Source organism: Candidatus Cloacimonadaceae bacterium, assembly GCA_030693415.1.
In the GTDB taxonomy this organism is placed as follows: Bacteria; Cloacimonadota; Cloacimonadia; order Cloacimonadales; family Cloacimonadaceae; genus JAUYAR01.
The window spans coordinates 1-12,155 of record JAUYAR010000080.1 but is presented as its reverse complement, the minus strand read 5'-3'; the positions used below and the strand labels follow the sequence as shown (position 1 = coordinate 12,155).

At 50.3% G+C, this 12,155-nt stretch carries 11 protein-coding genes; all 11 read right to left on the bottom strand.

All coding sequences use genetic code 11. The features are described from left to right. Positions 1–232: 232 nt before the first annotated feature. On the bottom strand, positions 233–2,638 hold the full coding sequence (locus Q8M98_04930; protein ID MDP3114105.1) for a hypothetical protein: 2,406 nt from the start codon (positions 2,636–2,638) through the stop codon (positions 233–235). A gap of 36 nt (positions 2,639–2,674) precedes the next feature. Beyond that, positions 2,675–3,586, bottom strand: coding sequence for a bifunctional 5,10-methylenetetrahydrofolate dehydrogenase/5,10-methenyltetrahydrofolate cyclohydrolase (locus Q8M98_04925; protein ID MDP3114104.1), 912 nt, complete (start codon positions 3,584–3,586; stop codon positions 2,675–2,677). 5 nt (positions 3,587–3,591) lie between these two features. Then, positions 3,592–4,380: a TIGR00282 family metallophosphoesterase gene (locus Q8M98_04920; GenBank protein MDP3114103.1), complete on the bottom strand. Its 789-nt coding sequence runs from the start codon at positions 4,378–4,380 to the stop codon at positions 3,592–3,594. Further along, a complete protein-coding gene (gene rny, locus Q8M98_04915; protein ID MDP3114102.1) occupies positions 4,380–5,954 on the bottom strand; it encodes a ribonuclease Y in 1,575 nt (524 codons plus the stop codon). Before rny ends, Q8M98_04920 begins: the two co-directional genes overlap by 1 nt. A gap of 232 nt (positions 5,955–6,186) precedes the next feature. Continuing rightward, on the bottom strand, positions 6,187–6,453 hold the full coding sequence (zapA, locus tag Q8M98_04910; protein MDP3114101.1) for a cell division protein ZapA: 267 nt from the start codon (positions 6,451–6,453) through the stop codon (positions 6,187–6,189). 5 nt (positions 6,454–6,458) lie between these two features. Continuing rightward, positions 6,459–6,779 carry a hypothetical protein gene (locus Q8M98_04905; protein MDP3114100.1) on the bottom strand — a complete coding sequence of 107 codons (321 nt, stop codon included), beginning with the start codon at positions 6,777–6,779 and terminating at the stop codon, positions 6,459–6,461. 3 nt (positions 6,780–6,782) lie between these two features. Beyond that, entirely contained in the window at positions 6,783–9,317 is a 2,535-nt protein-coding gene (pheT, locus tag Q8M98_04900) for a phenylalanine--tRNA ligase subunit beta (GenBank protein MDP3114099.1), read from the bottom strand. Further along, on the bottom strand, positions 9,314–10,348 hold the full coding sequence (gene pheS / locus Q8M98_04895; GenBank protein MDP3114098.1) for a phenylalanine--tRNA ligase subunit alpha: 1,035 nt from the start codon (positions 10,346–10,348) through the stop codon (positions 9,314–9,316). The genes pheT and pheS overlap by 4 nt, the downstream gene beginning before the upstream one ends. Before the next feature lie 102 nt (positions 10,349–10,450). After that, complete coding sequence (gene rplT, locus Q8M98_04890) at positions 10,451–10,801, bottom strand: 50S ribosomal protein L20 (GenBank protein MDP3114097.1); 351 nt, start codon at positions 10,799–10,801, stop codon at positions 10,451–10,453. 12 nt (positions 10,802–10,813) lie between these two features. Next, positions 10,814–11,008 (bottom strand): 50S ribosomal protein L35, encoded by a 195-nt coding sequence (rpmI, locus tag Q8M98_04885; protein MDP3114096.1) that lies wholly within the window; start codon positions 11,006–11,008, stop codon positions 10,814–10,816. Positions 11,009–11,095: 87 nt separating this feature from the next. Continuing rightward, positions 11,096–11,713 (bottom strand): translation initiation factor IF-3, encoded by a 618-nt coding sequence (gene infC, locus Q8M98_04880; GenBank protein MDP3114095.1) that lies wholly within the window; start codon positions 11,711–11,713, stop codon positions 11,096–11,098. Between the last annotated feature and the right edge of the window lie 442 nt (positions 11,714–12,155).

Here is a 12,155-nt window from a genome sequence, read left to right as displayed (position 1 = left end):
CATGATTATTCCACACCTTTTGTCAGTTTCGCTGTAGGGTCGGATGTCCTCGTCTGATCCCATTTCGCCCCTCAGAGGTTGAATAAAATCTTTGTAATCTCCTCTGCCTTTCCTACGATTTTCTTCTCTGGAATCTCTGCATTTTCATGTCTTTTGCAAAATCACAGGCTTCAAATCATCCAAAAAAAATCCCCGGAATTACCCGGGGATCGTTATCTGTCAAGGTTGTGGTTTACATTATTTCGCTGAGGATCTTGTTCATCAACGCTTTGGTATCCATGTCCTGCATATAGGAGAGCGGGAAACCGAAGAGGTAGCAACGGTTGTTGGTGTTGATGCTTCTGATGCCGATGGGCTTGTTGTTATACAAGTCAAAATCAGCTTGGGAGGGAGGAAAGACAGGATACGTGACCGGTTTTAATCCCATGTTATAGATCCTGTTCAAGTTATAGGAGGCTGCTTCCGCGAAAGGGAAAAAGGTGATCGTGGAAAGCCCTTGCCTCGCATTGACGATCGAATTGAAGCTGGCTTCTGGCGTTCCGGTCGCACCCCATTGGAGATTGACGTCCGGATAGGCGTTTTGCCCCACAGCTTTCTGGAAAATGGGACGAATATGGAGAGCCGCGCTCATGAAACTTGCGGGATTGCTTCGATATGGAACTCCGAAGTAGCTCAAAAAGGTCTTTTGAGTTGACTTCACAAAAGATTCCAGCACTTGCGAGAGTTTCGCCGTGTGGGAGATGAGCACGTTTCCACCGGTATGCATATAGAGCACCAGACCGTCGTTTTCGAGCTTCAGGTTTCCGGTATCGTCAGGATTGTCGTTGTGATAGATGACCAGTTTGTATTTCTGAAGGTCGCTGGTGGCAAAATTGCGCGAGTTGCCATCGGGGTAGGTGTTTCCTGGGAGGTTGACGGAGGTGGTGCGCTTGATAAAGGTCTTGGTTCCCACAAAATCGGACAGCATGTTCACGTATTTTGCATTTACGGTGGCATCCGGAGAAGTGCCAGCGTTGTGGAAGTCGTCATCGATAATCAGGACACCCTCGCGCTGGGCTTTGGGTATCGGGGCATGCAGCGTGAATGAAAATACCGCAGGAATGGGATCGACTTCGCCCTGGAGGTCAACGCAACGGACTTCAAAAGTGTGTGTGTCAGTGATGAGAGACGTCAATACAACTGTTTGACCAAGAGGCGAATGCTGCGGGATGCGGATCCAGCGCTTGCCGTCGCCATCGGTGATGATATTATTGGCATAAGGCGGGAAATTGTAGGGCTCTCCGTTTAGCCGCAGATCAAAGTGGGTGATTTCGCTGAAATAGTTTGCGCCGGTTTCTCGATCAAGCACCATGTCCAGTTTTTTATCATAAGGATTATCTGTGGGGTTGGGCACTCCGGAGGCTGGCAGGGTACCGTATTCACCTCTCCATCCCCAACGTATCCAGACCTTGAGGTTGTTGCTGTTGATCGCAGTGGTGTTTCCTTCCATGTCCTTGAAAAACGCAGTGGCAAATCTCTGTGCTCCGCCGATGATGGTGAAGGGAAAGATCTCCGGAGTGGATTCATCAGAATAGTCGATGAAGTGGTTGTCTCCAAGGGCATAGAGTTTCTGGGGATAGATCATGGTCTTGGGCCGGAAACCGGGCTTGACGGCAAAATTGATCGATGCCGAATCGGCATAGGACACGACCCCGGCAAGGTCTTGAACGCGGGCAAAGATTTTGGTTTTGGAGATCAGGGTGTTGCTTGCGTTAAAGTCATAGGTGAGGGCTGGAGTAGTATAGCGGGTCAGGAGATATTCGCTCAAGCGGTATTGTCCACTTGTGTTGAACCACTCTGTTTCGGTTCCCGCGATGGGGGCTCCGGTGGTGGGGTGCACCTTAAGCATCCTGAATTCATACTTGAAGGGGGTTTCAGGGATAAAGGGATCATAATCCTTCATCGAAAACATCAGTTTGATGCCCGAACCGACGGCGCCTCCGTTGGGATTGCCCTTGGTGGTGGATAGGATACATTTCGGGCGTGCTGAAGTGGCGTTGAATTTGCGCCAGGCAACACTTCTGTGCAGCGCTGTATAATTTGGATCGAGCGGAGTGATTTCGCCGCGGTTGTCGATGGCGATCACTTCGAAGGTGCTTTCGAGGGTGAGCGGATTGCCGTTGGCATCGGAAGCGGGGAAATTGATCAGGGCATATTTTTGAGAAGTCCAGACCCAGCGGCGCGCCTCTGGATTGGAAAGCGGAATGCTCTGATCGGCACCTGGCATGTAGTGCATCACCCAACCGGGGCCGAAACGATCAAGCACGTTTTGCGGAGTGACGCTGCCGTCCATATCCACAAAGTGGTTTCCGGGGGTGGCTATGGGATCACCGTTTTGGTTTTTCACGCGATATGCAAAACCTGTGATGATGCCGTCCGGATCCGTGGCATGCCAATAAATACGTTGCTGGAACAAAAAAACTGTGTTGGCATAGGGTGCCAGGAGCGCGCTATCATCAAATCCCTCGTAGGATGTAATGCTGATCGTGGGTGCGAGATTGGCAAATCTCGTGCCGGACTTTCCGCATCCGCCGAAGATCAGCAGCGCCAAAGTTACTGTTAACAGTAGGGTTAAGAGCTTGATACTCTTTACTTGCATCATTCCTCCCAAAACATTGTCGGTCATTTTATCTTTCTATTTATCACTAAAAATGATCCTTAGAAAATCGTCAATACTTTTATTTTGATTCAGCTTGATCAATCTGGTTTTCAGCAGATTATACATCAATAATGCGGAAGTGATCACTCCGATGCCACCGGGCACGGGAGTGATAGCCAAAGCCTTGCAGAAACAGGAGTTATAGTCGATGTCGCCCACGTATGATTGCTTGCCGGAAGCGTCGAAAACCTCGTTGATACCCACGTCAATGAGGATCGCATCTTTTTTTATCATATCCGCAGAAACGAAATTGGCTTTGCCGATGGCGGCGATCAGGATGTCCGCGCTTTGGGTGATTCCGGACAGGTTTTCGCTTTTGCTATGGCAGACGGTGACGGTGGCGTTGGCGTTTGAGTTTTTCCACAAGAGCATGTTTGCCAAAGGCTTGCCTACTATGCTGCTTCTGCCGATGATCACTACATGTTTCCCCTGAACGGGAACTTGGTAATACTTCAACGTGGCATAGACCGCGGCGGGCGTGTTTGGCAGCAGGCTGTCGGTTTCAAGCAGTATCTTGCCAAGATTGCCGGGATTCAGGCTGTCGATGTCTTTTCCCGGAGCGATCGCCATGCCGGCGGCAATGTCGTCAATGTGCTTTGGCAGAGGCTTTTGCAGCATGATGCCGTCAATGGAGGGATCCTGATTGGCAGCTTCGATGATGGCGAGCAGTTCGCTCTGGGAAACCGATACGTGCAGCTTTGTCAAACTGATTTCCAAGCCGAGCTTTTCACCGTTTTTGACGATGCTTTGCACATAGTAATCCGAGGCGGGGTCTGTGCCCACTTGGATCAATAGCATCGCGGGGTGGATGTCCAGCTCGTGGCAGAGGGTCTTGATATGGGTTTTGATCGCGCTGGCGATCGGTTTTCCGCTTAATATCTTTTCCATATTGCTCATCCCTGGCTCTGGTATTCGCTGTGATGGCGGATCCGTTTTATGCACAGTGATTTGCCACTTTCTTCATCGATCTCGATATAGACGGCGTTGATCTGCAAACCGCGGTCGGAAACTTCATAGCGGATCGGGACACAGGTCGTGAACTTTTCCAGGATAATAGACTTTTTGATGCCGATGACGCTATCGTGCGGACCGGTCATGCCAACGTCCGTAATGTAGGCAGTGCCACCGGGGAGGATCTCTTCGTCCGCGGTTTGGATGTGAGTGTGAGTGCCCACCACTGCTGATATTCTGCCATCGACGTGCCAGCCCAGGGCTCTTTTTTCGGCAGTAGATTCCGCATGAAAATCCAAAAGAACGCAGGGTAAAGAGTTTTGAGCGTACCACTTGTCAAAAGCGGCGAAGGGAGAATCCGATGGAGGCATGAACATCTGTCCGGTGAGACAAATCAATCCCAAACTCTTATCCGCCTTGTTGATTATGTGATAGCTGTTCCCGGGCGTGGCGTCCGGATAGTTCAAGGGTTTGACGATGCGCGGAGTAGCCCGGATATATTCATGCGATTCCGCGCGATCCCAAAGATGGTTTCCACCGCTAATGGCATCGACTCCGGCGCCAAGCAGGGGTTTCAGAGTATGTTCCGTCAAGCCTTTGCCGTCGGCGATGTTTTCTCCGTTGACGATGACAAAATCCGGTTGAAATTCTTCTTTCAAAGCGCCGATGCCATCCAGAAACGCCTTTCTTCCGGATTTGCCGAAGATATCACCAAAGAAGAGAACGCGCATTATTTTGCCATGGCGACTTGACGTGTTTCGCGAATGACGGTAACCTTGATCTGACCTGGGTATTGAACTTCTTTTTCGATCTGAGCGGCGATTTCTGTGGCGAGCAGCGAGGTCTGGGAATCTTCTATGGTGCCCGGTTCCACGATGATGCGCAGCTCCCTTCCTGCTTGGATGGCATAGGATTTATTGACGCCGTTTACGGAATTGGCGATCTCTTCGAGCTTGGCGAGGCGCTGCATATAGGTTTCCAGCATTTCTCTGCGTGCACCGGGACGGGCGCCGGAAATGGCGTCCGAGGCTTGTACCAGAACGGCATAGACGGAGGTGGCTTCCACTTCTTCATGATGAGCTTCGATAGCGTTTACAATGAGCTTGCCTTCCCCATTCTTGCGTGCAAGGTTGGCGCCGATGATGGCATGGGTTCCATCAAATTCGTGATCGACTGCTTTGCCGATGTCATGAAGCATGCCGGCACGGCGCGCGATCTCTTGATCGAGACCCAGTTCCGCTGCCAGTATTCCACAGATCCAAGCTGCTTCGATCGAGTGCTGCAAAACGTTTTGACCATAGCTGGTTCGGTAGTTCAGCCGTCCAAGAATCTTGATCAGATTTGGAGAGATGTTGTGGATATTGGTTTCCAATACTGCTTTTTCACCGATCTTGACGAGGGTTTCCTCCATTTCCTTACCGGTTTTGGAGATGACTTCCTCGATTCTGCCGGGGTGGATTCTGCCATCGGAGATGAGCTTTCCCAAAGCAAGACGTGCGATTTCACGACGTACGGGATCGAAGCAGGATAGCACCACCGCTTCCGGAGTGTCGTCGATGATCAGATCCACGCCTGATGCTTTTTCGAAAGTGCGGATGTTTCTGCCTTCGCGACCGATGATGCGACCCTTCATTTCATCTGAAGGCAGGGATACGACGGAGACCGTGGTCTCGGAAACATAATCTGCCGCCATGCGTTGGATGGCAGTGGAGAGGATATCCGCGGCTTTTTTGTTAGTGTCCAGTTTGAGCTGTTCGATAGTGAGCTTGGCATCGTTTGCGGCTACCTGACGAGCTTGACCGATCAGCTCCTCACGCATGATCTGAATCGCTGCTTCGCGGCTCAGACCGGCGATCTCGGAAAGCTTTTTGCGCTGGTCGGATATAATGCGCTCTGCGTCCTGACTCCTGCTTGCAATTTCATCTTCTTTGGTTTTTAGCTTGCGTTCCTGTTCGCTGAGGTAGTTTTCCTTTTTGTCCTGAGAGTCCAGCCGCTTGTCCAGGCTGCCGAGGCGTTCGCTATATTTTTTTTCCTGGGCACGCAGCTCTCTCTGGCGTTCCTTGATCTCCTCTTCCAGGGTGCGTTTTTGTTTGAACCAATCGTCTTTCGCTTCGAGGATGGCGGATTTGCGAGCGGCTTCGGTTTCCTTTTTGGCTGAGGTTTTGATCTCCTCGGCGATTTCTTTTGCCTGTGAGATCAAGCGGAAAGAGTTGTTGCGGCGGATGAGGTAAATGATCAGTGCAAGGACAAATCCCCCCGCGGCACCGATTGCAGCTACAATGATCGTGTTTAGATCGATGTTCATCTATCAATTCCTTATATCTTTGAATTGGCTTGGAGCCTTGTCCAAACCGAAAAACCCGCGGTAACCGTGTATGCCTGTCCGTTAAAAGCCAAGCATCAGGTGGGCATCTACCTTGTGAGCTTTATGTGTCCGGAATTAGCCGGCATGCACGCCACTCATGGCTCGATTCCCGATTCTTAAATAGCTTTTCTGCAATCCATATCACGAGTTCCGCAGGCGTATCAATGTATATTCACTCACCGATGATCCTTCCAATCATCTGGTTCATGCGTTCGAGGTCGGCACTGAGTTCCTGGTTTTTCCGACCGAGGTTCAGGACTTTTTCTTGTTGTTGAAGTGCCAGCAGCAGCAATAGCTTGGTGAAATCGAGCTGCTCATAGAGGTCTTTGAGTTCGTTGAGCTGCTTGTCTATCTCTGATGCTATCTGCAATGTTTCATCCGGATCGAGGCTGCGTAGGCGAAACCTGCGTCCGAATATATCCACTTCAACCGATTTCATTGGTCTTATGCTTCTGAGAATTCCGGGAAGATGTTGTCGATCTTGCTGATCGCATCCGTGGCGATCAATTCGAAACCACTGAGAGTCTTCTGAAGTTCCAGGTATTTGCTTTCCAGGGATTTCAGTTGAGTATCCAATTGCTGGGTGCGTTCTTGGATCTGAGCCTGGCTCAAGTTCACGCCGTCGATTTGTTTGATCAATTGCATGTTTTCTTCGGTCAGAAGGTTGTTCTTCTCGTCCAATTCAGCCAGTTTCTGCTTGTCCAGAGTATATTGATCGATCAGTTTTTGTATCTTATCCTGCAAGCTATATGCTTGGTTTTCCATTCTTTACCTCATTTTAATGTGCCAGGTATCCTGGAGCACTTTCACCGTTGAGACAATAAGCTGATCTACGCGCTCATCTGTCAATGTTTTTTCTGCGTCTTGCATAAATAAATGGATTGAAATGCTGCGAAACCCTTCGGGAACCTGCTTTCCGCGATACTCGTCAAATATGCCGACGCCGTGGATCAAAGCCGGATCCACCTTTTTGATCGCGGTTTGGATATCCTGCCAGGAAACTTCGTTTGAAATCAAAAAAGAAAGGTCTCTGACCACCGCGGGATACCTTGGCGGCGATTTAAACTCGTGGTGCAAGTCCCGAGTGAGCATAATCAGGTTTTCAACATCTGCGTCAATGAGCCAGATATCCTGTTTGAGCGTGGTCGTATCGATGCCAAATGTCTCGGTGCTGGCGGGATTGATTCTGCCCATGCGGGCGCAGAATATACCACCGGAATAATAGTCAAGGCTTTCTCCCGGAAGCAGGTAAGCGAGTTTTTCCGCGGGATGAGCCTGGCAATCGTCAAGCTGCAAAGCGGTAAATAGCGACTCAAGGATGCCTTTTACATGATAGAATCCGCTGTTTTCGCCTTTGCTATTCCAGTGTTCGGAAGCGTTTTTCCCGGTGAGCAGAGCGGTCAGCCGGAAGGGTTCTTCGTGGGAATCGCCCTTTTTGATATAGAGTTTTGCCATTTCCATGAGCTTCAGGTCGCGCTCGCCGTGATTGATGTTATAGTTCAGAGTATTCAGCAGTTGCGGGATCAGGCTGATGCGCATGGCACTTTGATTGCTGCTTTGCGGATTGATCAATCTGATCAGATCCCGTTTTAGCTCCTCTTCGTCAAAGCCAAGCTGCACAAGCTGTTCCGGATCCAAGAAACTGTAGCTGACGGTCTCGAAAAAGCCAATATCGCGAAATTGAGCGGCGATCAGCTTTCTGATCCGGTAGGCATGGCGATCCATGATCATTGAAACCGGCGTCTTTTGCGGAATCTTGTCATAGCCGTCCAGCCTTGTCAGTTCTTCGATCAGATCGATCTCCCGAGTCAGATCCACCCGGTAGGGCGGAACGCTGAAATAGAGAGCGTGCACGCATTCGTCGCGGGGAGAAAACTGCGTGATTCCCGCTTTGACCTCTTCGCCGTGGAAACAGTAGATAGTGCTTGGATCTGGAATCAGCCCAGCTTGGAAATCTCCATATTGCAGGAACTTCAAGCCCAACTTTTCCAGATAGATGAGGATCTGCTCCTCAGGCATTTTGTAGCCGATAATCTGTTCAAATCTGCGAGGGCGTAGTGCGAGATATTGTGGCTGCCAGGGCTTGGGATAGGCGTCGTATAACCCATTGATCACTTCGCCGCCGGCAAGCTCGAGGATGAGCTTTGTCGCCATAGCGCCGGCATGCGGAGGCGTGAAATCACAAAGATGACGCTCAAAACGATAGGAAGAGTCCGTGGAAATCTTGTGCTTAAATGCCGTCTTGCGGATCGAGCCGGGGTAAAAAGCAGCGGATTCCAAAACGATTGCCGTCGTCTCATCCGTGATGGCGGATACCCGACCACCGACTACACCTGCGATGGCTGAAGCTTTCTCTCCATCCGCGATCACAAGTTCGTCACCTTCCAGGATATAGTCCTTTCCATCAAGCGCGGCGAAAGGTTCGTTTACAAAAGCTTTGCGCACCACGATGGCGGGGTGGGGATCGGTTTCATCCATCTTGGCAAGTGTATGATAATCAAAGGCGTGCAGCGGATGCCCGGTCGCGAGCATCACATAATTGGTGATATCGACGATGTTGTTGATGGGTCTGAGCCCTGATTTAATCAGTAAGCTTTTCAACCACAGCGGCGATTGGCAGACCGTCACATTGAAAATCAAACGCGCGGTATAACGAGGACAGAGTTCAGGTTCTTTGAGGATTAGTTTCAATCCCTGAGTTTCGCATATTTCTGTGGGAATATCGGGTAGGGTGGGAAGCTTCAAAGCCTTGCCCATCGATGCCGAGAGATCTCTGGCAATGCCAAAATAACCTAACAGATCGGAGCGGTTGGGAGTGATCTCGAGCTCGAATATGCTATCCGGAAAATCATATAACTCATTGACCGATATGCCGATGGGTGTATCTTCCGCCAGCTCAATGATACCGGCATGATTATCCGATATTCCCAATTCTCTTTCCGAACAGAGCATACCGCTGGATTCGATTCCGCGTAGTTTTGTTTTCTTGATCAGAAGGTCTTTGAGTTGAGTGCCGGGTAGAGCGAGAATGCCGATCATGCCGCTTTGGCAATTGGGCGCGCCGCAAACCACCTGATAAGGCTCTGCACCGTTTCCGGCATCGACCTTGCAGATAATCAGATGATCGCTGCCTTCGAGTTTTTCAGCACTGACGACCTTTGCCGAGACGACGCTTTCCGGCAGGGCGGGAATGGTCTGAATGCCTTCGACTTCGATGCCGGAGAAAGTGAGATATCGTTTCAGGTCATCGACGCTTTCCGGCAGATCGATGTATTGGCTGAGCCAGCGGTAGGATATCTTCATGACGATTCACCACTGAATTGGCGCAGCATGCGGATGTCGTTTTCAAACAGGATGCGCATGTCCGGAATGTTATACTTGAGCATGGCGATGCGTTCGATGCCGAGTCCGAAAGCGAATCCGGAATAGATCTCAGGATCGATGCCCACGGTTGTGAACACGGTGGGATCGACCATGCCGGCACCACCCATTTCAAGCCAGCCGGAGTGTTTGCAGATGCGGCAACCTGTTCCCTGACAGCTCACGCAACTGATATCGATCTCTGCGCTGGGCTCAGTGAAAGGAAAGAAATGGGGTCTGATACGGGAGCGCACCTTGCTGCCAAACATGATGTTTGCAAAAGCCTGTAGCGAGTCCTGCAGATCCGCCATGGATATGCCTTTATCCACCACGAGCGCTTCCACTTGATGAAAGACGGGGGAGTGCGAGGGATCAGGCTTGTCGTTGCGGTAGCATCTACCGGCGGAAATGATCCTGATCGGCGGAGGATAGCTTTCCATCACCCGGATCTGCACTGTGGAGGTTTGAGTCCGCAGCAGCTTACCGTTGTCCAGATAGAAAGTATCCGCCAGATTCCGCGAAGGATGGTCTTCTGGAGTATTCAGCGCGTCAAAATTGTGGAATTCGTCTTCGATATCCAAGCCCTCAGCGATTTCAAAACCCATGCTGAGAAAGACTTCGTCGATGCGGTTGCGGATGATCGTGAGCGGATGGAATCCTCCCCGCTCATTTGCTATCCCCGGCAGAGTGATATCCATCTGCAGTGCGGAGCTTTGCTTTTCCCAGCTTTGGATTTTGATCTGATTTTCCCGCTCGGCGATCAGTATTTCCAATTCAACGCGGGCATCATTGATTAATTGTCCAAAGGCGGGTCTTTCTTCTGCAGAAAGCTCGCGCAGACGGGCAAAAAGGCCATTGAGCATGCTTTTCTTACCCAGATACTGCGACCGGACATTGAGTATATCATTTGGGCTTGCGCAGGCGGTGATGTCGGTTTTTGCCCGCGCGACCAATTCCATCAATTGGCTTTGCACTAAATCTCCCGTTTTTCTTAATCGAGGTTGCTATGCACTGATGCACCGTTTTCTGGAGCAACAAACGAATCCCGTCTGCCGCGTCAGCAACAAAATGTCGGCTCAGATTCCCTTGGCGATTTCCACCAATTTGGCGAAGGCGTCGCTATCGTGCCATGCCAGATGGGCGAGGGTTTTGCGGTTAATCTCGATATTGGCTTTGTGCAAGCCGTTGATAAACCTGCTGTAGGACATATCGTTGATCCTGCAGGCGGCATTGATACGGACGATCCACAGGCGGCGAAAAACTCTCTTTTTCTGTTTGCGGTGAGCAAAGGAAAAGGCGAGTCCGCGTTCGACAGTCTGACGGGCAACGCGATAGATGGTTCCTCTGCGGCCAAAGAAGCCTCTGGCTGCGAGCAAATATTTCTTTCTTCTGCGGTGTGCGGCTGGATTATTAGTTGATCTTGGCATCGTTATTCTCCTTTACAATACAAGCATGCGACGGATTCTACCTTCATCGCATTTACGGACGATCGCGCTGGCACGCAAGTGGCGTTTCAGCTTGGGGGATTTCTTGGTTTTGATATGAGCGCTCTTGGCGTGGTGGCGCACGATCTTGCCCGAGCCGGTAACCTTGAACCGCTTTGCTGCGGAACGGTTTGTCTTGATCTTAGGCATCTTTATCTCCTTGTGTTTTTTCGCGTATTATACACCTCAGTCCGGGTCGCGGACTGATGGAATCTATGTATCCTGATACCAGGATGTTTATTTATTTTCAGTCGGTTCGCCGTCAGGAGCGGGTGTTTCCGTTACCTCAGCTTCCGGTTGGATCGGCGTCTCTTCTGTTTTGCTCAGCTTTTCCAGAATGCGGTCGATTTCCTTTTTGGGGCTCATGATCATGGAAAGCAGGTTGCGATCGGATACTGGCTCCGCATCGACGTCCGCAATCGAATGCAGATCGGCTTTGAGTTTTTCCAATACCCTGTACCCCAATTCCTTGTGCGCCATCTGACGTCCCCTGAAACGCACGGTGAATTTCACTTTGTTATGCTGTTTGAGGAATTTGACGGCATTGTTTTTCTTGAAGTTAAAATCGTGTTCCTCGGTATTGGGACCAAACTTGATCTCTTTGATTTCCACTTCGTGTTGTTTCTTTTTGGCTTCCTTAGCTTTCTTTTCCTTTTGGAAATAGTACTTACTAAAGTCCAGAATACGGCAAACCGGAGGATCGATATTGGGAGAAATCTCCACCAGATCGAGCTCCGTCTCTTCTGCCCGGCGCAAAGCCTCACGCAGCGAAACCACTCCGATCTGTCTGCCATCGGCACCGATCAGACGCACGTTGCTCGCCGAGATCTGATTGTTGATCCGTTCTTTTGGCACCACCTCTTTGGTTCGTGCCTTTCCACGTTTAATCCGGATTATAAGAACCTCCTTCTTACCGGAAATGAAAAAGGCGGAACATCTCGTTCCGCCTGCTTCACAGTAATGATTCAAATCATAATGTTATTACTATCATAGCCTTACGTGCACATTGGCATTAAGGCAGAAGCAGACAGCTTCGTTTAGGGATCATCCTTTTCGCGGGGCAGATTCTTGTCAAGAAGAGAATTGGTGGAAAGGTGGAAGGGTGGGAACTCATCTCAAATCTCACCTATAAAATCCGGCATCTTCCCCCTTTGCTTTACGGAATCAATACGGACTCATTACGGACTAAGTCCGTATTGACTCCGTAATGCTAAGGAGGTAGCGCCGGATGCCGATCCTGCGGAGTGCCTGCAAATAGTTAACCTGCAATGAGTTAACCATTGGGGTGGTAAATTCC

Coding starts and splice junctions, on each gene's coding strand:
- Q8M98_04930 (MDP3114105.1), bottom strand. CDS start 2,638: ATGCAAGTAAAGAGTATCAAGCTCTTAACCCTACTGTTAACAGTAACT.
- Q8M98_04925 (MDP3114104.1), bottom strand. CDS start 3,586: ATGGAAAAGATATTAAGCGGAAAACCGATCGCCAGCGCGATCAAAACC.
- Q8M98_04920 (MDP3114103.1), bottom strand. CDS start 4,380: ATGCGCGTTCTCTTCTTTGGTGATATCTTCGGCAAATCCGGAAGAAAG.
- rny (MDP3114102.1), bottom strand. CDS start 5,954: ATGAACATCGATCTAAACACGATCATTGTAGCTGCAATCGGTGCCGCG.
- zapA (MDP3114101.1), bottom strand. CDS start 6,453: ATGAAATCGGTTGAAGTGGATATATTCGGACGCAGGTTTCGCCTACGC.
- Q8M98_04905 (MDP3114100.1), bottom strand. CDS start 6,779: ATGGAAAACCAAGCATATAGCTTGCAGGATAAGATACAAAAACTGATC.
- pheT (MDP3114099.1), bottom strand. CDS start 9,317: ATGAAGATATCCTACCGCTGGCTCAGCCAATACATCGATCTGCCGGAA.
- rplT (MDP3114097.1), bottom strand. CDS start 10,801: ATGCCAAGATCAACTAATAATCCAGCCGCACACCGCAGAAGAAAGAAA.
- rpmI (MDP3114096.1), bottom strand. CDS start 11,008: ATGCCTAAGATCAAGACAAACCGTTCCGCAGCAAAGCGGTTCAAGGTT.